A 20,095-nucleotide genomic window follows, 5' to 3' on the forward strand; every position below is an offset into this window, starting at 1 on the left:
AGAGCGCATGGCGTCCGTCGGCCAGATCGTCGAGCCAACACCGACCCGCGAGGTGCTTTCGCGGGCGCAGGCGCGCGCGGCCCTCATCCCCGATTGCATGGTGGAAGCCCAGCGCCTCGCCAACACCGTGATCGCCGGCTGGCATGGCCGCCGCAAGCGCGGCATCGGCGAGAATTTCTGGCAGTTCCGCCCCTATGTAGACGGCGAGAGCCTTGCCCGCATCGACTGGCGGCGCTCGGCCCGCGACGACCACACCTATGTGCGCGACCGCGAATGGGAGGCCGCCCACACCGTCTGGATCTGGGCCGACCTTTCGCCGTCTATGATGTACAAATCCACCTTCGGCGCCGTCTCGAAGGAGAGCCGCGCGCTGGTCCTCATGTTGGCGCTCGCCGAAATCCTCGCGCGTTCCGGTGAGCGCATCGGCTGCCCCGGCGTCATGGAGCCGATCGCGGCGCGCAACGCCGCCGAACGCCTCGCCACCGCCCTGATGCACAACGCCTCCGTCAGCGGCCTCCCGGACACGGGCATGATCCGCGGCAACAGCGATATCGTGCTGATCGGCGACTTTCTGGATCCGGTCGAAGACGTCATGGAGCGGCTCGGCCCCCTCGCGCGCCGGGGCCTCAGAGGCCATGTGGTGGAGATCGCCGATCCCGCGGAAGAAACCTTCCCCTATGTCGGCCGCACCGAATTCACCGATCCCGAAAGCGGCCAAAAACTTACCGCCGGCCGCGCCGAGACGCTGAAGGAAGACTACGCCCGCGCCTATAGCGCGCGCCGCGACACGCTCGCCGACAATCTGCGCCATCTCGGCTGGAGTTTCGTTCCCCACCGCACCGACCGGCTCGCCTCCGAGGCACTGGTCGCCGTGCACATGTATCTCTCCGGCATGCCGGCCATGAAAACGGAGGGCCGCGGCCGATGACCGCCTTTGCCTTCGCGTTCCCCGCCGTGCTGACGACGCTGGTGCTGCTGCCGGTCATCTGGTGGCTGCTGCGCCTGACCCCGCCAAAACCGCTCACCGAGGTCTTTCCGCCCTTTGCCATCCTCGCCTCGATCATGAAGCGCGAGGAAACGCCGGCGCAAAGCCCCTGGTGGCTGACGCTGCTGCGCATGCTGATGGCCGCCGCGATCATTTTTGCGATCGCCGACCCGGTCTTCAACCCGCGCACCAACACGCTCGCGTCGAGCGGCCCCCTCGCCCTCGTCATCGACAATAGCTGGGCCACCGCCACCGACTGGCAACAGCGCGTCGATACCGCATCGACGCTGATCGACGATGCCGAAAGCCGCGACGTGCCGATCTCGCTGGTGCTGACCGCAGACCGGCAGCACGACGCCGTGCCCGTCGATGCCGCGACCGCGCGTACCCGCCTTGCCGCGGCGGAGGTCCGCCCGCTGCCGGCCGACCGCGCCGGTGCCGTCGCCTCGCTGCGCACCGCGCTCGACGGCACCGCGCCGGGCACCATCGCCTTCATCAGCGACGGCATGGCGGGCGGCGAGACCGACGAGACGGTCTCCGCGCTGCAAGCTCTCTCGCCCGCCGATTTCCGCCTGATCGCCGGCGACGGATTGCCGGCCGTCGCCATCACGGCGGCGAACAACGGTTCGGATGCGCTCTCCGTCGCCCTCACCCGCCTCGACGGCGGTGCAGCGCGCAGCCTGCCGCTGACGGCACATGATTCCCGCGGCCGGCCGATCGCGACCGGAACCGCCGACTTCGCCGCGGGCAGCACGACGACGACGGGCACGATTACCGCCCCCTTCGAACTGCGCAACGATTTTGCCCGCATCGCCATCGACGGGCTGGCAAACGCCGGCGGCACCTATCTTCTCGACGACGGTTTCCGCCGCCGCCGCGTCGCCTTCCTCTCCGGCGAGGTGGTCGATGCCAGCCAGCCGCTGCTTTCGCCGCTGCACTATATCAACCGCGCGCTCGCGCCCTATGCCGACCTGATCGAGCCGAGCGTCGCCGACCTCTCCGTCGCCATTCCCGAGCTTCTGGAGCAAAACCCCTCCGTGCTGATCATGGCCGATATCGGCCGCCTGCCGGAGGATGTACAGGCCGCGGTGCAGCGCTGGATCGAAGCCGGCGGCATGCTCATCCGCTTCGCCGGCCCGCGCCTTGCCGCCGCCCCCGCGGACGATCCGCTGGTGCCGGTCATGCTGCGCAAGGGCGAACGGGCGCTGGGCGGCGCGCTGTCGTGGTCCGAGCCGCAACCGCTCTCCGCCTATCCGCAAAACAGCCCGTTCTTCGGCATGCGCGCACCGGAAGGCATCCTCATCAAGCGCCAGGTGCTCGCCGAACCGACGCCGGACCTTGCCGAGCGCACCTGGGCGAACCTTGCCGACGGCACGCCGCTGGTGACGACCGGCCCGCTCGGCTCCGGCCGCATCGTGCTCTTCCACATCAGCGCGGAAACCGGCTGGTCCAACCTGCCGCTGTCGGGCGATTTCGTCGAAATGCTCCGCCGCACCGTGCAGCTTTCGCGCGGTGGCGGCGTTTCGACCGGCGACGCAGAGACGCAGGGCCTGCCGCCCTACCGGCTGATGACCGCGAACGGCACGCTCGCCGCCGCGACCGGGGAAGCAAAACCGCTTGCTGCCGGCAACACCACGAAAGCGATCGCCAGCTTCGACAACCCGCCGGGCCTCTACGGCACGGAGGACGGCTATGTCGCCCACAACCTCTTCCCGCCCGGCCACGAGATCCGCCCGCTCGCCATCGCTGACGGCGCGGGCGTCACGCGCGAGCCGCTTGCCGGCAGGGAGACCTGGTCGCTGAAACCGCATCTCTTCACCCTCGCCGCCCTCCTGCTGCTTGCCGATTGCGCCATCGTGCTCTTCATGGGCGGCGCCTTCGCTGCCGCCACCCGCAGCGTGCCGAAACGCGGCGCGACCGCCGCCGTGCTTCTGGCACTCGTCGCCGGCGCGCTGATCGTCGCGCCGTCGGAAAGCCGCGCGGCCGACAACAAACCGGGCGACGAGACGATCATGTCGCGGCTCGACACGACGCATATCGCCTATGTCGTCACCGGCGAGGGCGAAGTGGACCGCATCTCCGAACGCGGCCTTGCCGGCCTCACGGAATTCCTCACCTACCGCACCACGCTGGAGCCCGGCGAACCTGTCGGCGTCGATATTTCCAGGGACGAGCTGTCGCTCTACCCGATCATCTACTGGCCGGTGAGCGCCAGCGCAGAAATGCCCTCCAGCGCCGCGATCAGCCGCATCGACGCCTATATGCGCAATGGCGGTACGGTTCTGTTCGACACCCGCGATCAGTATGTCTCGCTCGACGGCAACTCGACGAGCCCGAACACCGAACGCCTTCAGGCGATCCTCGCCAATCTCGACATTCCCCCGCTCGAACCCGTTCCGGCCGACCACGTCCTGACCAAGGCGTTCTACCTGCTCGCGAACTTCCCCGGCCGCTATGCCGGCAGCCCGCTCTGGATCGAGGCCGAGCTTGACCGCGCAGAGGACCCGAGCCGCCCGGCCCGCGCAGGCGACGGCGTCTCGCCGATCATGATCACCGGCAACGATTTCGCCGGCGCCTGGGCGGTCGATGCCAACGGCATGGCGCTGCTGCCGACCGTGCCGCCGGATGAAGTCCAGCGCGACCACGCCTTCCGCGCCGGCGTCAACATCATGATGTACATGCTGACCGGCAACTACAAGGCGGACCAGGTGCACGTTCCCGCCCTCCTCGAACGGCTGGGACAATGACATGACCCTCCAGTTCTCCCCCTTCCTGCCCTGGCTCGCCATCGCCGCAATCGCCCTCGTCGGCATCGCGCTTGCCGCCCTCGGCTTCTGGCGGGGCCTGCGCGGTGCCTTCATTCGCGCGCTGGCGCTTGCCTTGCTTGTCTTCGCCCTCGCCAACCCCGTTTTCCTGCAGGAGGACCGCGAGGCGCTGTCGACCGTCGTGCCCGTCATCGTCGACCGCAGCCAGAGCCAGGACAACGAACAGCGCACTGCCCAGACCAACGCCACGCTCGAAGGCCTCAAGGAACGGTTTTCACGCTATCCCCGCATCGAGCCGCGCATCGTCGAAGCCGGCGACGACGGCACGTCGGACACGCCCTCCACCCGCCTCTTCGACGCGCTCAATGCCGCGATCGCCGATGTGCCGCGCTCGCGCGTCGGCGGCGCGATCCTCATCACCGACGGCCAGGTGCACGACATTCCGGAGGCATCGGCCTTCTCCAGTTTCGAAGCGCCGGTACACGCCCTCGTCACCGGCCGGCCGGATGAATTCGACCGCCGCATCGAGATCGTCAGCGCGCCGCGCTTCGGCATTGTCGGCGAGCCGCAGGAGCTGAAATTCCGCGTGGTGGACGACGGCACAGGCCCCGGCGGCACCGCCCGCGTGACCGTGCGCCTCAACGGCAACGAGATCGCCTCGGAAATCACTCAGCCGGGCACGGAACAGCCGCTCGGCTTCACCGTACCGCGCGGTGGCAACAACATCCTCGAATTCGAGGTCGAGCCGGTCGCAGGTGAAATCACCACGGCGAACAACCGCGCCGTCCATGTCATCGAGGGCATCCGCGAGAACCTGCGTGTGCTGCTGGTCTCGGGCGAGCCGCATGCCGGCGAGCGCGCCTGGCGCAACCTCCTGAAGTCCGACACGGCCATCGACCTCGTGCACTTCACCATCCTGCGTCCGCCGGAAAAGCAGGACGGCACGCCGATCAACGAACTGTCGCTGATCGCCTTCCCGACCCGCGAACTCTTCGTCGACAAGATCAACGAGTTCGATCTCATCATTTTCGACCGCTACCAGCACCGCGGCGTGCTGCCGATCCTCTACTACGACAACATCGCCCAGTACGTGGAAAACGGCGGCGCACTGCTGATCGCCGCCGGGCCGGAACATGCGGGCAACGATTCCATCGCAGGCACCCCGCTCTCGGTCGTGCTGCCGGCGAACCCGACCGGCGCGATGAACGAGGCGCCCTTCTATCCGCGTCTTTCGGACCAGGGCAAAAAGCACCCCGTCACCCGCGGCCTTGAGGGCGCGGGCGAGGAGCCCCCGCGCTGGGGCCGCTGGTTCCGCACCGTCGACGTGCAGCGCCCGGATGGCAATGTCGTGATGGAGGCCAATGACGGCAAGCCGCTCCTGGTGCTGAACCGCGCCGGCAAGGGCCGCGTCGCCATGCTGCTTTCCGACCAGGGCTGGCTCTGGGCGCGCGGTTTCGAAGGGGGCGGCCCGCATGTCTCGCTCTATCGCCGCACGGCGCACTGGCTGATGCAGGAGCCTGCGCTGGAGGAGGAGGCGCTGACCGCGCGCACCTTCGGCCGCACGCTCCAGATCAACCGCCAGACGATCGGCGATGCGCCGGGCGAGGCGACGCTGAAACTGCCCTCCGGCGCAACGCAGCAGGTGGCGCTCACCGAGGCCGAACCCGGCCTCTACCGCGCCGAAGTGCCGACGGCGGAGACCGGCCTCTACGAGATCACCAACGACAACCTTTCCGCCCTCGTCCATGTCGGTGCTGTCGATGCGCCGGAGTTCAAGGCGACGATCTCGACCACCGAGAGCCTGAAGCCGCTCGCCGAGGCCACGAGGGGGACGGTGCGCCGGCTGGTCGATGCGGAGGGCGAGGCCGTGTCCTTGCCGCCGCTGCTGCCGGTGTCGGGTCAGGTCCGCACCATCGACGAGAACCGCCTGTCGCTGCGCATGACGGACGAGACAGTGCTGAAGGGCATCAACTCGCTGCCGCTCTTTGCCGGTTTTGCCGGCGTCGGCCTGCTGCTGCTCGCCTTCTCGGCCATGTGGTATCGCGAAGGGCGTTGATCGCCTCTGGCGCCGCGTCCGTCGTTCGGCTAGTGTCGCCGCACGGCCGGAGGCGGCCGGCAGACCCGCGCCTTTCCAACGGCATGGCGAACGCCTCCCCCAAAACCTTTCTCCACCGTTCATCGTGGCGAAGGCGTCGGCAATGCGGGCACTGACGAAGACTTCGCCTGATATGAGGAACGGACATGCGCGACTTTCGCGACGCAAAAACCATGGCGAAAACCCTGCGGGAGGCGCTTGCCGCTCGCGACATCGACATCCCCCACAGCCAGGCCCTCGAAATCGTCGCCCGCCAGTTCGGCGCCGAGACGTGGAACATCCTGTCCGCCAAGATCGAAGCCAGGCCGCCGGCCGGCATCGAATTCGAGCAGGCGGTGCCGATCGTCCGCATCTTCGATGTGGCGAAGGCGCACGAATTCTATCTCGGCTTCCTCGGCTTCTCCATCGATTGGGAACACCGCTACGGCGAGAATTTTCCGCTCTATACCCAGGTCTCGCGCGGCGGCCTCAGGCTGCATCTTTCCGAGCACGCGGGCGACGCAACGCCGGGTGGCAACATGGTCGTCTACATGACGGGCATCCGCGCCTTCCAGAAAGAGCTGATCGGCAAGGACTACCGCTACATGAAGCCGGGGCTGGAGGATGAGGGCTCGCGGCTGGAGGTGACGGTGACGGATCCCTTCAACAATCACATTCGCTTCATGGAGTTGAAGGACTGAGTTTGCCCCTCATCCGGCTGCCGCCACCTTCTCCCCGCAAGCGGGGAGAAGGAAGATGCTGCACCTTTTTCCCGGCAGGACGATCCGATGGATGGAGGGCTTTGCCAATTTCCCCCTTCTCCCCGCTCGCGGGGAGAAGGTGCCGGCAGGCGGATGAGGGGCGCGCCTTAAACGCCGGGCTTGGCCGCCTCGTTGCACCGCCAGCAGATGATGCCCTTCAGCCGCGCATGCGTATCCTCGGCAAAAGGCATCACCAGCACCCGGGCCGGATCGACCGGACCGGGGAAGGCGAGCGCATTCCACGAGACCTTTTCGAAACCGAGCGGGCCGTAGTAGGGCGGATCACCGACGAGGACCACCGCTTCCGAACCCTTGCGCTTGGCCGCCGCGCAGGCGATCCGCAGCAGTTCCCGGCCGATACCCTTGTTCTTGTGCGACGGCCGCACGGCGAGCGGGCCGAGCAGGTGTGCCTTCACGCCGCCCGCCAGCACCGGCGTCATGCGCACGGAGGCGATCGTCTCGCCGTCATCGGTACAGACGAAGGAGAGCGACAGGTCGTGCGGCCCCTGCTCGCGGATGCGCGCAGCCGCACGCACATGCCGGCCGGGACCGAAGGCCTCTTCGTTGATGTGTTCGATGGCCGCGTCGTGGGAGACATCTTCCGTGAGGTAGACGAGGTCGTGCTTGAGCATGTTCATGGATCAGGGAACCGGATACGAAACGAGGGATGCGGGTGATCGCGCCGCCGCCAGGGGGCGCAGCAGGAGCATCAGCGTCGTCGTGGGGTTCCGGTGTAGAACATGCGGGGGTTCGTCTTCCTTGCCGGCTTGAGCGCCGGTACTGACCTGCGCCGATAGCAGAAATTTCGCGTCTGTCAAAGAGCAAAACGCACTGTTCATCAAAATGCCCCTATCCACGCTTCGTCCACATGCGCACTATGGCTGCACATTTTGGCCGCGAAAGGCGGCAGAAGGAGAATATCATGGGCATGCTCGTGGACGGCGTCTGGCACGACGTCTGGTATGACACGGAATCGACGAAGGGCCATTTCAAGCGCGCCGCCTCGCAGTTCCGCAACTGGATCACGCCGGACGGCGCGCCGGGACCGACCGGCGAAGGCGGCTTTGCCGCGGAGGCCGGACGCTACCATCTCTATGTCTCCTATGCCTGTCCCTGGGCGCACCGCACGCTGATCTTCCGCAAGCTGAAGAAGCTGGAAGAACTCATCACGGTCTCCGTCGTCGATCCGCTGATGCTGACCCGAGGCTGGGAGTTCAAGGGCGAGAACGGCGGCACGCTCGATCCGCTGTTCGGTGCCACCGCACTCTACGAAATCTACCAGAAGGCCGATCCGCACTATTCCGGCCGCGTCACCGTGCCGGTTCTCTGGGACAAGAAACAGAACCGCCTGGTCTCGAACGAATCGGCTGAGATCATCCGCATGTTCAACGCGGCTTTCGACGGTATCACCGGTTCGCGCGAGGACTATTATCCCGAACCGCTGCGTGCGGAGATCGACGTGCTCAACGAGGCGATCTACGACACCGTCAACAACGGCGTCTACAAGGCCGGTTTCGCGACGGCACAGGACGCCTACGAAGGCGCCGTGCAAAAGCTCTTCGAGATGCTGGACCGTCTCGATGACCGGCTTTCCACGAAACGCTATCTCACCGGCGACCGGTTGACGGAGGCCGATTGGCGGCTCTTCACCACGCTGGTGCGCTTCGATCCGGTCTATGTCGGCCACTTCAAGTGCAACATCCGCCGCATCGCCGATTACCCCAATCTTTCCGGCTATCTGCGCGAACTCTACCAGGTGCCGGGTATCGCCGGAACGGTGAACATGCACCACATCAAGGCGCACTACTACCGCAGCCACACGACGATCAACCCGACGGGTATCGTGCCGGTGGGACCCGAACTCGACTTCACCGCACCGCATGGCCGGGAGCAGCTGAAAGCCGCCTGATCTACCAGAGATCCGAGAACGGCGACCGGCCGGCGAGCTCCTCCAGCCGCCGGCGTGTCGCGGCGGTGGTCGCCACCGGCAAGGCGTCGAGCGCGAAAAAACCGGCCTCGACGATTTCCCGATCCTTCAGCCGCGGCGAGGATTGCGTGACGCCGTCGCAGCGGTAGAGCAGCACATGGTCGCGCTTGCTGGTCTGCCGGTTGTAGTAGACATGCACCAGCCTCGGCGGCGCGCCGAGCGCGAGGTTGCCTTCCTCCCGCATCTCCTTGGCAAGCGCCTCCAGCGCCGTCTCGCCGCGCTCGATGCCGCCGCCCGGAAGGTGCCAGCCGGGCACGTAGCTGTGCCGCACCAGAAAAAGCCGGCCCGCCTCGTCGAAGCAGGCGGCGCGCACGCCCATCGTCATGCCGCGGGAAAGCGCGAAGTAGCCGTGCAGCACACGCGTCGCAAGCCGCCTGAGGCGGCTGCGGGTCGGTGGTGCGGCGGCGGGCTTGTCCTGGTCCATGGCGGCACTTCGCCGGAAGCTTTTGGCCAAATCAAGTCTCACCGTGCCAAAGACCGAGGAATATCCACGCCTTGCGTTCCCCTTGCGCATCTTATGCACTAAGGAAGGATATGTTCAGACTTGCCCATATATCGGACGTCCATCTCGGGCCGCTCCCTGCCCTCACCTTCCTGGAGCTTTTTTCCAAGCGCATCACCGGCTTCGTCAACTGGCACCGCAACCGGCGCCGGCACCTCTTCGCCAACACGCTGGACATCGTTCTGGACGATCTCGAGCGGCGCGACCCGGATCATCTCGCGATCACCGGCGACCTCGTGAACCTTGCCTCCTCACTCGAGATCGCCGCCGTCAAAAGCTGGCTGGCGGAGGCCGGCACGCCGGAGAACGTCTCGGTCGTGCCGGGCAACCACGACGCCTATGTGCGGGGCGCCTACGAAAAATCGACCAGGGCCTGGTATCCCTACATGCGTGGCGACAACGCACCGGCCGAATGGGACGAGGACTTTCACGTCTTTCCCTACATGCGGGTTCGCGGCCAGGTGGCGATCATCGGCTGCTCGACGGCGGTCGCAACGCCGCCCTTCGCCGCCTCGGGCTATTTCGGCAGGCGGCAGGCGCGCGAAACCGTCAATCTCCTGCGAGCGGCAGAGAAGCACGGCCTCTTCCGTGTCGTGCTGATCCACCACCCGCCGATCCGCGGCGCAACCTCGCTCCACAAGCGCATGATCGGCATCCGCCGCTTCGCCGCCACGGTCTCGACGGGTGGCGCCGACCTCGTGCTGCACGGCCACACCCACCTCAATACGGTGCATTGGCTGCCCGGGCAGACGAAGCAGATTCCCGTCGTCGGCATTGCCTCGGCCTCGCAGGGGCCGGGCGGCCACAAGCCGCCGGCGGGCTACAACCTGTTCTCCATTTCCGGCGCCCCCGGGAACTGGAACGTCATGCGCGAGCGCTACGCGCTGACGACGGACGGCCTTGCGCTGGCACTGGCGGAAACCACGCGTTTCTAGCATCCCCGGCCGAATAAAACCCTCTATTCCCCCGTCATATCCTCTCAGAACGGTCGGCCCGCAAGAGCACCGAAAGAGCCGGCCGCTCGAACGGCCAGCGCCGGGCAGACGACAAGAACGAGAGGGAACCCATGACCATGCTCCGCCACACCATGCTGCTTTCATTCTGCGCCGCCGTTTCGCTGACGGCGCTGTCGGCCGCGCGCGCAGCCGATTCCGATACCACCACCCCGCCGGTCGCGACCGAAACGACGACGACCTGCACGGACGGCAAGATCTGGAACGAGGAAAAGAAGGAATGCGTCGCGCCCGAGGACCTGAAGCCGGCCGAAGGCACGCCCGCCGAGGGCACGACGCCCGAGGACAAGGCGAAGACGGAGGAGCAGAAGAAGACCGAACGCAAGATCGACGACAAGCTCTATGAGGCCGCACGCGAATTCGCCTATGCCGGCCAGCATGAGAATGCGCTTCGGGCGCTGCGCGCCGCCTACGACCAGGAGGATCCGCGCATCCTCAACTACATGGGCTACAACACCCGCAAGCTCGGCGACATGGCGCGAGGCATGGCCTATTACAAGCGGGCGCTGCAGAAGGACGAGAACTATATCCTCGCCCGCTCCTATATGGGCCTGGCGCTGATCGAGCAGGGCGATATCGAAGGCGCCCGTGTCCAGCTCGTCGAAATCCGCGATCGCGGCGGCGAGAACACCTGGGCCTATCGCGCGCTGCTCCAGTCGCTCGGCGGCGAGCGCACCACTTACTGACAGAATGCCGGCGGCGCCGTCCGGAAACGGCACGGCGCCGGCCGACAAGGGATCAATCGTTGAGGGAACGCGGGAAACTGCGCTCCGGGTTGCCGTTCATGCTTGCAGACCCTAGGAAGAATGTTTCATATCAGACGGTCGCTGTCCGCCCGGCAGCGAATAGAGTTTTGATCCCGAACGTTTCCTTGGAAAAGCAATGCGTCCGACGGCAGAATCGAATGAGTTCCGGCGAGAATTGGTCAATTTGCTGCCGAAGTTGCGCCGTTTTGCGATGACGCTGACGCGCAACGGCAGCGATGCCGACGACCTCGTGCAGGAGGCATGCGAGCGGGCCATCACGCGGAGCCATCTATGGAACGGGGAAGGCCGGCTGGAAAGCTGGGTTTATGCCATGACGCGCAATCTCTGGGTGGACGAGATCCGCAAGCGAAAGGTCCGCACAGGGTCCGGCACGGTAGATGTCGCCGAGCAGGATAGCCTGCATATCGAAGCGTCGGCCGACAAGGCGGTCTATGCCAAGCAATTGCACAAGTTGATCATGACCATGCCGGAAGGTCTCTCGAGTGTCTTTCTCCTCGTCAATGTCGAAGGTCACAGCTATCGGGAGGCGGCGGATATTCTGGGCATACCGATCGGCACCGTGATGAGCCGGCTTTCGGCGGCCCGCATCCGGCTTGCGGCCATGATCTCGGAACAGATGGAAAGGAGGGCCTGATGGTGGAGAGCACACAGGGTCTTCCGCTCGAAGTACGCTTGTCGGCCTATCTCGATGGCCAGCTGCCGGAAGCGGAAATGGACGAGATCAACGCGATCCTCGCCGAGGACGACGACGCGCGCATTGTCTTCGAGAAGTTGAAGCTCGGCAGCGATTTCGGCGCGCGCGCCTTCGACAAGCTGCTGCAGGAGCCCATTCCGCTCGATCTGGTGCGCAACATCAAGGAGGCGGGCAAAAAGGACGAAGAGCCGCCGAAGGCGGGCTTTGCCGCCATCCCCGTCGCCGTGGCCGCGCCGCGCCGCCCGTCCGCCGTCTGGCCAAAGGCGCTTGCCGCCTCGCTCGTGCTGTTCCTCGCCGGCGGCGCCGCCGGTTATCTCGTCGGCGAACGGCAGGACGGCATGTCTGAGCTTGCCTCCACCCAGTTCGCTCCCGCCCGCACCTGGCTGGACGATATCGCCGACTATCACCGCATCTACGCCCGCCAGACACGCCATCTCGTGGAGGTGCCGGCGAGCGACAAGGAACATATCGTCGAATGGCTGTCCGCCAGCACGGGCGTGCCCTTCAAGCTGCCTGACCTTTCCGACCAGAACCTGACCTTCGAAGGCGCGCGCCTGCTGGTCGCCGGCGGCAAGCCGGCGGCACAGCTGCTCTATCGCAATGCCCAGAACGAGGTCTTCGCCATCTGTTTCGTCCAGAGCGACCCGGTCGAAACCGTCACGGCCCTCACCGAAAGCATGCGCAACGATATCGGCCTCGTCTCCTGGCAGAAAGGCAGCGCGTCCTATGTCGTGGTCGGCCCCTCGGCCGATCCGGCGCTGGAACGCATCGCCGAAGCGGTTTCCTCGACGATCTGAGCATTCCCGCAGCGGGTGCACCTTGGGATTTCCGGCATCGAAAAAGCCCGACAGCATCGCTGCCGGGCTTTTTCCGTTCCAGAATTGTCAAGGCTTAGCCGCGAACGGCGAGCACGCGGTTGGCGGCCGAGACGATGGCTTCGAGCGAGGCCGTCACGATGTTGGTGTTGATGCCGACGCCGAACAGCTTGCCGCCGGGATGCTCGACCTCGACATAGGCGATGGCCGCCGCGTTCGAGCCGTGCTGGAGCGAGTGCTCGGAATAGTCGGCCACCGACATCGGAATGCCCAGATAGATCGAGAGGGCGTTGATGAACCCGTCGATCGGGCCGGTGCCCTTACCTTCGATGCGCTTCGTCTCGCCGCCATCGGTGATCTCGGCGGCAACAATGCGCGTGCCCTTCTGGCCGGCATCATCGGGATAGGTGTGGTGATCGACGAAGCGCAGGCGCGTGCCCGGCTGCGTGACATAGCGCTGCATGAAGCTCTCATGGATGCGCTTCGACGGCAGCTCCACGCCCTCTTCGTCGGTAATGCGCTGGATCTCCTCGCGGAACTCCACCTGCAGGTTGCGCGGCAGGTTGATGCCGTAGTCTTCCTGCAGGATATAGGCGATGCCACCCTTGCCGGACTGTGAGTTGATGCGGATGATCGCCTCGTAAGAGCGGCCGACGTCCTGCGGGTCGATCGGCAGATAGGGCACTTCCCAGATCGGCTTGTTGGCCTTCTTGATGGCCTTCATGCCCTTGTTGATGGCGTCCTGATGCGAGCCGGAGAAAGCGGTATAGACCAGTTCGCCGACATAGGGATGGCGCTCGGGAATGGCCATCTCGTTGGAATATTCGTAGACGGCCTTGATGCGCTCGATGTCGGAGCAGTCGAGCTTGGGATCGACGCCCTGCGTGTACATGTTCAAGGCCAGCGTGACGACGTCGACATTGCCCGTGCGCTCGCCATTGCCGAACAGCGTGCCTTCAACGCGGTCGGCGCCGGCCATCAGCGCCAGTTCGGTCGCGGCGATGCCGGTGCCGCGGTCGTTGTGTGGGTGCAGCGAGATGATGACGTTCTCGCGGTTGTCGATGTTGCGGCACATCCATTCGATCTGGTCGGCATAGATATTCGGCGTCGCCATCTCGACCGTGGACGGCAGGTTGAGGATCAGCTTGTTGTCCGCCGTTGGCTTGACGATCTCCACGACCGCGTTGCAGATCTCCAGCGCCACTTCCAGCTCGGTGCCGGTAAAACTCTCCGGGGAATATTCGAAACGGTAGCCGCCGCCGGCCTTGGCGGCCATGTCGGTGATCATCTTGGCGGCATCGGTGGCGATCTGCTTGATGCCAGGAACGTCCTTGGCGAACACGACGCGGCGCTGCAATTCACTCGTCGAATTGTAGAAATGGATGATCGGCTTGTGGGCGCCTTCCAGGGCTTCAAAGGTGCGGGTGATCAGCTCCGGGCGGCACTGCACCAGCACCTGGAGGGAGACATCCTGAGGCACATTGCCCTCTTCGACACACCAGCGGGCGAAGTCGAAATCGGTCTGCGAAGCGGAGGGGAAACCGATCTCGATTTCCTTGAAACCCATATCCAGCAGCAGCTGGAACATGCGGGCCTTGCGGTCGTGGCCCATCGGGTTGACCAGCGACTGGTTCCCGTCGCGCAGGTCCACCGAACACCAGATCGGCGCCTCGGTAATGGTCTTGCCGGGCCAGGTGCGGTCCGCAATGTTGATCGTCGGGTAGGCCTGATACTTGGTTACGGCCTCGGGCATGCCCTGCTTGGGGGAATGGGTCTTCAAAATCATCGTCTTCGTCTCTTCGTCGTCCCGGCATTCGCGAGAACGTCTTAGCGCAAGCACACGGGCTTGGCGACGGCGAATGCAGCGGAATTCATGCATTGGGGGTGAAACGAGGAGCTATTGCCGGACGGGCTTTTCGGCCGCCGGGCGCTCCTCAGCGAACCCGGCAACCGCGCGTAAGGCCGAGAAGAAGAAGCGAGGAGAAGCCGCGCGAACGCTCACGCACAGCTGCGCTGCCGCGAGAAACCCGTTCGATGATCTGTGCGCTGGTCTTCAACATGAGGCGGCTTATAGCGGGGGAGAGACGAAAGGGCAAGCGGGGCGCAGGATTTTTGCCGAAGCGCCCCTCACCTGCCTGCCGGCATCTTCTCCCCGCAAGCGGGGAGAGGAGCGATGGGCTCTCCGTTCTGCCCCTTCTCCCCGCTTGCGGGGAGAAGGTCCCGGCAGGGGGATGAGGGGCAAGGGCGGATCAGATATCCGCCTGCGACGTCACGATGCGCGAGACGAGGCCATAACCCTTGGCTTCTTCGGCCGAGAGCCAGTAGTCGCGGTCCGTGTCCTTGGCGATCTTCTCGATCGGCTGGCCGGTCGCTTCGGCGAAGATCTTGTTGAGGCGCTCGTTCATCTTGATGATCTCGCGCGCCTGGATCTCGATGTCAGACGCCATGCCGCGGGTGCCGCCCGACGGTTGGTGCAGGAGGAAGCGGGTGTTCGGCAGGCAAAGGCGCTGTTCCTTCGGTGCGGCGACATAGATCAGTGCACCGGCGGAAGCGACCCAGCCCGTGCCGATCATCCAGACCTTCGGCTTGATGAACTTGATCATGTCATGGATCGAATCGCCCGATTCGACGTGACCGCCCGGCGAATTCACATAGATGCGGATGTCTTCGTCGCTGGCGGCGGCAAGCGCCACGAGCTGCGAGCAGACCTTCTGCGCCAGTTCCTGGTTGATCGGCCCATAGATGAAGATCGAACGCGACTTGAAAAGGTTCGCCTCCGTTTCCTTGCCCAGGGGCAGTTCCGTCTTCTTGTCGTCTTCGTCGCTCATCCAAAGTCTCCGGATTGCTCGTCAATAGTCCTGTCGCTGTCAGATAATGCGACTCACTGGCCAAGACAATGCAACAAAACCAATAGGTGGCGATAGAGCCTCACCGCACCACCGGAAAACAGGGTAAATACGCCCGGCAAGGTGCGCACTTTGCGTATGGACCCGGCGCCGGCACTGCTCCTACGATCCTCGCCTTACCGACACAGGCGCCGGTCATTCCCCAGACCGGCGGAACAGGGGACACCATGATCAGACGCATCCCGCTGGCGCTGGCCGCGCTCGCCGTCACGGCCGTACCGGCCTTCGCTCATCTCAATCCGGAGGAGCACGGCTCCTTCATGGCCGGCTTCTCGCATCCGCTCTTCGGCCTCGACCATATCCTCGTCATGGTCGCCGTCGGCCTCTGGGCGGCACAGATCGGCGGCAAGGCGCTCTGGGGCGTGCCGGCGGCCTTCGTTACAACGATGGCGGTCGGCTTCGGCCTCGCACTGGCGGGTATCGATCTGCCCTTCGTCGAGCCGGCGATCCTTGCCTCGGTCGTCGCCCTCGGCCTGCTCGTGGCCATGGCGGTAAAACTCGACACGGCGGCCTCGGCCGCGATCGTCGCCACCTTCGCGCTCTTCCACGGCCATGCCCATGGCGGCGAGCTCGGCAGCGCCGGCGCCTTCGAATTCGGCGTCGGCTTCGTCGTCGCGACCGCGCTGCTCCACATTGCCGGCATCGGTTTCGGCCTCGGCATCGCGCGCCTTTCGGGTGGCGCCATCGCGGCCCGCATCCTCGGGGCCATCACGGCGCTCACCGGCCTGGTTCTCGCCTTCGGCTGATGCCTGACGGGCGGCGGGACAAACCGCCGCCCCCTTCACCCCCGGCCACGATAGGACTGGACGCCCTGATCCGGGATCCACACACCCTTCGGCGCGTCGCCCGTCTGCCAGAACACATCGATCGGAATGCCGCCGCGCGGATACCAGTAGGCGCCGATGCGCAGCCATTTCGGCTCCAGCAGGCCGACGAGGCGCTTGGCGATGTCGATGGTGCAGTCCTCGTGGAAGGCGCCGTGGTTGCGGAAGGAATGCAAATAGAGCTTCAGCGACTTCGATTCGACCAGCCAGCCAGCCGGTATGTAGTCGATGACGATATGCGCGAAATCCGGCTGGCCGGTCATCGGGCAGAGCGAGGTGAATTCCGGCGCGGTGAAACGCACCACGAAATCCGTGCCGGCGTGGCTGCTCGGCACCTTTTCCAGAACGGCGGTGTCCGGGTTGGACGGCAGATCAACCGGCTGGCCGAGCTGCGACAGTCCCGATACGTCAGTCTTGCTCATTGTGAACCTCTTCGATCTTCACTCTGATCCCATGCGCCTTTTCCGTCTCCGGCTCGACATGGATGGCGATCTGCGCGCCCGGCTGCACGGCGCGGATGGCATCCTCCAGCCGGTCGCAGATGTCGTGCGCCTCGCCGACGGGCATCCGCGCCGGCACGACGAGGTGGAAATCGACGAAGGTCGCCGCCCCCGCCCTACGCGTCTTCAGGTCATGCACGCCGAGCGAGCCCGCGCCGTGCGCGGCAATCGCCGCCTGGATGGCCTCCGCTTCCTCCGGCTCCACCGCATGGTCCATCAGGCCATCGACCGAATGGGCGATGACCTTCCAGCCCTGGTAAAGGATGTTCAGCGCCACAAGCACGGCCAGCAGCGGATCCAGCACCGCATAGCCGGTGGCGATGGCGAGAACGAGGCCGACGAGCACGCCGATCGAAGTCACGACGTCGGAGAGGATGTGCTGTCCGTCCGCCGACAGGGCCGGCGAGCGATAGCGTTTCCCTGCACGGATGAGCGTGTAGGCCCAGACCGCGTTGATCACGCCCGCAAGGAAGTTGATGGCAAGGCCCAGCGCCGGCGCCTCCATCTGCGTGGGTGCAAGCACCGCCGGCAACGCCTCGGCAACGATCAGCAACGCCGCCACGACGATCAGCACGCCCTCCAGGACCGCCGACAGATACTCCGCCTTGTGGTGGCCGAAGGGATGCGTCTTGTCCGCCGGTTTCGCCGCATAGGTGATCGCGGCGAAAGCGACGATGGCCGCCACCACATTGACGCTCGATTCCAGCCCGTCCGACAGGAGCGCCACGGACCCCGTCACCCACCAGGCGACGAGCTTCAGCCCCATGACGAAAAGCGAAAGCGGGATGCCCCAGAGCGCCAGCCGCTTGACCCTGTCAGAATTTTCCATGCCACTCTCCATGCGCATGCAACCGAGTTGCAAAAAGCCTGGTCCATCAACGCAAAACCGCGCGCACGGGGTCGTGCACGCGGTTTTCTCTTGGGGTCGATATCGGCCAGTTCGGCCGTTTTGTCAAAGCCTCAGGCGGCTTTTACCTTCGCTTTTTTCGAAAGGTGCGCCACCACGTTCTCGATCATGCGCATGCCGGCATCCTGGCCGAGCGTCATGATCGATTCCGGGTGGAACTGCACCGCCGCCACCGGCTCGCTGGCATGCTCGATACCCATGATCGTGCCGTCCTCGCTTTCCGCCGTGATGATGAAATCACGCGGCAGCGTGGCCGGATCGGCGAAGATCGAATGGTAGCGGCCGACCGTCACCTCGCGGCCGAGACCAGAGAAGACAACGCCCGGCTCCAGCACGCGGATGCGCGACGGCTTGCCGTGCATGGGGATGGCGAGCTGGCGCAGTTCACCGCCATAGGCCTCGGCAAGCGCCTGCAGGCCGAGGCAGACCCCGAAGATCGGCAGGTTGCGCGCCCGCGCCTTCTTGATCGTCGCCTTGCAGTCGAAATCCTTCGGCGTGCCCGGTCCAGGCGAAAGCACGACGAGGTCGGGCTTGATGCGATCGAACACCTCCTCGGGAACCGGCGTGCGAACGGTCGTCACCGTCGCACCCGTCTGGCGGAAGTAGTTGGCGAGCGTGTGGACGAAACTGTCCTCGTGGTCGACGAGCAGGATATTGACCCCAGCGCCGACGGCCGCGACATCGCGCTGGACTTTTGCGGAATTGCCGGACCTGGCGTCGCGGATGGCGGAGATCATGGCGGAGGCCTTCAGTTCGGTTTCGGCTTCTTCTTCCTCGGGGTTAGAATCGTAGAGCAGCGTGGCACCGGCACGCACCTCCGCGATGCCATCCTTGATGCGGATGGTGCGCAGCGTCAGGCCCGTGTTCATGTCACCGTTGAAGCCGACCATACCGATCGCCCCACCATACCACGCCCGCGGGCTCTTCTCATGCGCCTCGATGAAGCGCATCGCCCAGAGTTTCGGCGCCCCCGTGACCGTGACGGCCCAGGCATGCGAGAGGAAGCCGTCGAAGGCATCCATGTCGTCGCGCAGGCGCCCCTCGATATGGTCGACCGTGTGGATGAGGCGCGAATACATCTCGATCTGCCGACGGCCGATGACCTTGACCGAACCCGGCTCGCAGACGCGGCTCTTGTCGTTGCGGTCGACGTCCGAGCACATGGTCAGTTCGGATTCGTCCTTTTTGGAATTGAGCAGTTTCAGGATCTGTTCCGAATCGGCAATCGGATCGTCGCCGCGCTTGATCGTGCCCGAGATCGGGCAGGTCTCGATGCGGCGGCCGGACACGCGCACGAACATTTCCGGCGAGGCGCCGACGAGATATTCCTGGTTGCCGAGATTGATGAAGAAGGAATAGGGCGACGGGTTGATCGCCTTGAGCCGGCGGGAAATTTCCGACGGCTTGCTTTCGCAGCGCTCGAAGAATTTCTGGCCCGGAACCACTTCGAAGAGGTCGCCGCGCCGAAAACTTTCCTTCGCCTTGACGACGAGCTCGGCATATTCGCCGGGGCGATGATCACCATGCGGCGGGATCACGTCAACGGTCTCGAACGGCTCGGGTGCGATCGCCTCGCCCTTGCCTTCCGTCGAAGTGCCGTCCTTGGCAAAATCATAGCGGTCGATCCAGGCCTTGGCGGCGTAGTGGTCGACGACGAGGATCTCGTCAGGCAGGAAGAGTACCATGTCGCGCTGGTCGTCCGGCCGCTTGAGCTTAAGGTCGATCGCATCGAACTGGAAGGCGAGATCGTAGCCGAAGGCGCCGTAAAGGCCGAGGCTCGCGTCCTGGTCCGAATGGAAGAGATCGGTGACGGCGCGCAGCACGGTGAAGACCGTCGGCATCTTGGAACGCTCTTCCTCGGTGAAGACCCGGTCGGGCAGCTTCACCTCGAGATCGAGGCGGTTTTCCGTACGGGCGCCGAGCGCCAGTTCCGGCACCTCCGCCAGACGGTCGGCGATGAAGGCGAGCAGTATGGCACCGCGGGCGTTGTAGGCCTCGATCCAGACCGCACGGCCGAAGGAGGAGATGCCGAGCGGCGGATCGACGACGGCGGTGTCCCAGCGGGTATAGCGACCGGGATATTCGTAGTTCGACGAGAAAACCGCGCCGCGCCGTTCGTCAAGCTTGTCGACATAGGCGGAAATCGCATGGGCATAGTCGGCGGCGCGGCGACGACGTGTGACGGTGACCCCGCCCCTCGTCTCGTAGGCTTCGGCACCATCTTCCAGAATTTTCGTGGCCATTCCCCAACTCCGTTTCAGGCCCGGTCCCGTGACGGCGGCCCAAAAAGAAAAAGCCGCCTCGAAGGTTCCGGGCGGCTTGTCGTCTCAATCACGCATGACTGGTCAAGGCCGCCTCAGCGAGCCCACCACCAACCAGCGATGTTGATCATCTTTTCCATGAGCGGAGTGTTAGCGTGAAGTGCAGGCGCACGCAAGGCCGATTGCGGCCCGCGCGACACGGTATTCCGGATGTTGCGCCCTCGCATCACCCGGCATCGCGCTTGCTGCGCATCGGACCAGGGCGGCGAAACAATCCGTCAATATGGCGAGAATTCGCCATGCCTGGAGGTTTGCCCCTTCCGTGAGCATATGC

General features: G+C 65.1%; 17 protein-coding genes. 10 read left to right on the forward strand and 7 right to left on the reverse strand.

Going from position 1 to position 20,095, the window contains the following annotated elements:
- The first annotated feature begins 7 nt into the window (after nucleotides 1-7).
- From K0P03_RS13190 to K0P03_RS13205, 4 genes are all read left to right on the forward strand, one after another.
- Nucleotides 8-928 carry a DUF58 domain-containing protein gene (locus K0P03_RS13190; protein WP_272789823.1) on the forward strand — a complete coding sequence of 307 codons (921 nt, stop codon included), beginning with the start codon at nucleotides 8-10 and terminating at the stop codon, nucleotides 926-928.
- Nucleotides 925-3,732 carry a DUF4159 domain-containing protein gene (locus tag K0P03_RS13195; protein ID WP_272789824.1) on the forward strand — a complete coding sequence of 936 codons (2,808 nt, stop codon included), beginning with the start codon at nucleotides 925-927 and terminating at the stop codon, nucleotides 3,730-3,732. Before K0P03_RS13190 ends, K0P03_RS13195 begins: the two co-directional genes overlap by 4 nt.
- A gap of 1 nt (nucleotide 3,733) precedes the next feature.
- Nucleotides 3,734-5,806, forward strand: a complete 2,073-nt coding sequence (locus K0P03_RS13200) for a hypothetical protein (RefSeq protein ID WP_272789825.1) — start codon at nucleotides 3,734-3,736, stop codon at nucleotides 5,804-5,806.
- Between the two features lie 185 nt (nucleotides 5,807-5,991).
- Nucleotides 5,992-6,525 carry a glyoxalase superfamily protein gene (locus tag K0P03_RS13205; protein WP_130517317.1) on the forward strand — a complete coding sequence of 178 codons (534 nt, stop codon included), beginning with the start codon at nucleotides 5,992-5,994 and terminating at the stop codon, nucleotides 6,523-6,525.
- A gap of 167 nt (nucleotides 6,526-6,692) precedes the next feature.
- On the opposite strand, the gene K0P03_RS13210 is transcribed toward K0P03_RS13205, so the two are convergent.
- Nucleotides 6,693-7,217 carry a GNAT family N-acetyltransferase gene (locus K0P03_RS13210; RefSeq protein ID WP_443020580.1) on the reverse strand — a complete coding sequence of 175 codons (525 nt, stop codon included), beginning with the start codon at nucleotides 7,215-7,217 and terminating at the stop codon, nucleotides 6,693-6,695.
- A gap of 290 nt (nucleotides 7,218-7,507) precedes the next feature.
- Between K0P03_RS13210 and K0P03_RS13215 the strand changes: the two genes are divergently transcribed.
- On the forward strand, nucleotides 7,508-8,494 hold the full coding sequence (locus tag K0P03_RS13215; protein WP_272789827.1) for a glutathione S-transferase family protein: 987 nt from the start codon (nucleotides 7,508-7,510) through the stop codon (nucleotides 8,492-8,494).
- Between the two features lies 1 nt (nucleotide 8,495).
- Here the strand turns inward: K0P03_RS13215 and K0P03_RS13220 are convergent, their stop codons facing one another.
- Nucleotides 8,496-8,996 (reverse strand): NUDIX domain-containing protein, encoded by a 501-nt coding sequence (locus K0P03_RS13220; RefSeq protein ID WP_443020550.1) that lies wholly within the window; start codon nucleotides 8,994-8,996, stop codon nucleotides 8,496-8,498.
- Nucleotides 8,997-9,106: 110 nt separating this feature from the next.
- On the opposite strand from K0P03_RS13220, the gene K0P03_RS13225 reads away from it, so the two are divergent.
- From K0P03_RS13225 to K0P03_RS13240, 4 genes are all read left to right on the forward strand, one after another.
- Nucleotides 9,107-10,009 carry a metallophosphoesterase family protein gene (locus K0P03_RS13225; RefSeq protein ID WP_024270474.1) on the forward strand — a complete coding sequence of 301 codons (903 nt, stop codon included), beginning with the start codon at nucleotides 9,107-9,109 and terminating at the stop codon, nucleotides 10,007-10,009.
- A 131-nt stretch (nucleotides 10,010-10,140) separates the two neighbouring features.
- Entirely contained in the window at nucleotides 10,141-10,773 is a 633-nt protein-coding gene (locus K0P03_RS13230; RefSeq protein WP_443020551.1) for a tetratricopeptide repeat protein, read from the forward strand.
- 196 nt (nucleotides 10,774-10,969) lie between these two features.
- Complete coding sequence (locus K0P03_RS13235; protein ID WP_024270476.1) at nucleotides 10,970-11,488, forward strand: RNA polymerase sigma factor; 519 nt, start codon at nucleotides 10,970-10,972, stop codon at nucleotides 11,486-11,488.
- Nucleotides 11,488-12,345 carry an anti-sigma factor family protein gene (locus K0P03_RS13240; protein WP_272789828.1) on the forward strand — a complete coding sequence of 286 codons (858 nt, stop codon included), beginning with the start codon at nucleotides 11,488-11,490 and terminating at the stop codon, nucleotides 12,343-12,345. Before K0P03_RS13235 ends, K0P03_RS13240 begins: the two co-directional genes overlap by 1 nt.
- Nucleotides 12,346-12,439: 94 nt before the next feature.
- Here K0P03_RS13240 and leuA read toward each other — a convergent pair whose 3' ends face one another.
- Nucleotides 12,440-14,149 (reverse strand): 2-isopropylmalate synthase, encoded by a 1,710-nt coding sequence (leuA, locus tag K0P03_RS13245; RefSeq protein ID WP_024270160.1) that lies wholly within the window; start codon nucleotides 14,147-14,149, stop codon nucleotides 12,440-12,442.
- 463 nt (nucleotides 14,150-14,612) lie between these two features.
- Nucleotides 14,613-15,191, reverse strand: coding sequence for an ATP-dependent Clp protease proteolytic subunit (locus tag K0P03_RS13250; RefSeq protein ID WP_024270161.1), 579 nt, complete (start codon nucleotides 15,189-15,191; stop codon nucleotides 14,613-14,615).
- A gap of 245 nt (nucleotides 15,192-15,436) precedes the next feature.
- On the opposite strand from K0P03_RS13250, the gene K0P03_RS13255 reads away from it, so the two are divergent.
- Nucleotides 15,437-16,015: a HupE/UreJ family protein gene (locus K0P03_RS13255; protein ID WP_050744174.1), complete on the forward strand. Its 579-nt coding sequence runs from the start codon at nucleotides 15,437-15,439 to the stop codon at nucleotides 16,013-16,015.
- Between the two features lie 35 nt (nucleotides 16,016-16,050).
- Here the strand turns inward: K0P03_RS13255 and queF are convergent, their stop codons facing one another.
- The 3 genes from queF to K0P03_RS13270 form a co-directional block, all read right to left on the reverse strand.
- A complete protein-coding gene (gene queF / locus K0P03_RS13260) occupies nucleotides 16,051-16,515 on the reverse strand; it encodes a preQ(1) synthase (RefSeq protein WP_272789829.1) in 465 nt (154 codons plus the stop codon).
- On the reverse strand, nucleotides 16,502-17,422 hold the full coding sequence (locus K0P03_RS13265) for a cation diffusion facilitator family transporter (RefSeq protein ID WP_443020552.1): 921 nt from the start codon (nucleotides 17,420-17,422) through the stop codon (nucleotides 16,502-16,504). The genes queF and K0P03_RS13265 overlap by 14 nt, the downstream gene beginning before the upstream one ends.
- A gap of 131 nt (nucleotides 17,423-17,553) precedes the next feature.
- The gene (locus K0P03_RS13270) at nucleotides 17,554-19,743 is read right to left on the reverse strand and encodes an anthranilate synthase (protein WP_272789831.1); all 2,190 of its coding nucleotides are present in this window, start codon (nucleotides 19,741-19,743) and stop codon (nucleotides 17,554-17,556) included.
- Nucleotides 19,744-20,095 lie beyond the last annotated feature (352 nt).

Origin of the sequence: Shinella sp. HY16 (genome assembly GCF_028534175.1) — a bacterium.
Lineage (GTDB): Bacteria > Pseudomonadota > Alphaproteobacteria > Rhizobiales > Rhizobiaceae > Shinella.

Coding starts and splice junctions, on each gene's coding strand:
- K0P03_RS13190 (WP_272789823.1), top strand. CDS start 8: ATGGCGTCCGTCGGCCAGATCGTCGAGCCAACACCGACCCGCGAGGTG.
- K0P03_RS13195 (WP_272789824.1), top strand. CDS start 925: ATGACCGCCTTTGCCTTCGCGTTCCCCGCCGTGCTGACGACGCTGGTG.
- K0P03_RS13200 (WP_272789825.1), top strand. CDS start 3,734: ATGACCCTCCAGTTCTCCCCCTTCCTGCCCTGGCTCGCCATCGCCGCA.
- K0P03_RS13205 (WP_130517317.1), top strand. CDS start 5,992: ATGCGCGACTTTCGCGACGCAAAAACCATGGCGAAAACCCTGCGGGAG.
- K0P03_RS13210 (WP_443020580.1), bottom strand. CDS start 7,217: ATGCTCAAGCACGACCTCGTCTACCTCACGGAAGATGTCTCCCACGAC.
- K0P03_RS13215 (WP_272789827.1), top strand. CDS start 7,508: ATGGGCATGCTCGTGGACGGCGTCTGGCACGACGTCTGGTATGACACG.
- K0P03_RS13220 (WP_443020550.1), bottom strand. CDS start 8,996: ATGGACCAGGACAAGCCCGCCGCCGCACCACCGACCCGCAGCCGCCTC.
- K0P03_RS13225 (WP_024270474.1), top strand. CDS start 9,107: ATGTTCAGACTTGCCCATATATCGGACGTCCATCTCGGGCCGCTCCCT.
- K0P03_RS13230 (WP_443020551.1), top strand. CDS start 10,141: ATGACCATGCTCCGCCACACCATGCTGCTTTCATTCTGCGCCGCCGTT.
- K0P03_RS13235 (WP_024270476.1), top strand. CDS start 10,970: ATGCGTCCGACGGCAGAATCGAATGAGTTCCGGCGAGAATTGGTCAAT.
- K0P03_RS13240 (WP_272789828.1), top strand. CDS start 11,488: ATGGTGGAGAGCACACAGGGTCTTCCGCTCGAAGTACGCTTGTCGGCC.
- leuA (WP_024270160.1), bottom strand. CDS start 14,149: ATGATTTTGAAGACCCATTCCCCCAAGCAGGGCATGCCCGAGGCCGTA.
- K0P03_RS13250 (WP_024270161.1), bottom strand. CDS start 15,191: ATGAGCGACGAAGACGACAAGAAGACGGAACTGCCCCTGGGCAAGGAA.
- K0P03_RS13255 (WP_050744174.1), top strand. CDS start 15,437: ATGATCAGACGCATCCCGCTGGCGCTGGCCGCGCTCGCCGTCACGGCC.
- queF (WP_272789829.1), bottom strand. CDS start 16,515: ATGAGCAAGACTGACGTATCGGGACTGTCGCAGCTCGGCCAGCCGGTT.
- K0P03_RS13265 (WP_443020552.1), bottom strand. CDS start 17,422: ATGGAAAATTCTGACAGGGTCAAGCGGCTGGCGCTCTGGGGCATCCCG.
- K0P03_RS13270 (WP_272789831.1), bottom strand. CDS start 19,743: ATGGCCACGAAAATTCTGGAAGATGGTGCCGAAGCCTACGAGACGAGG.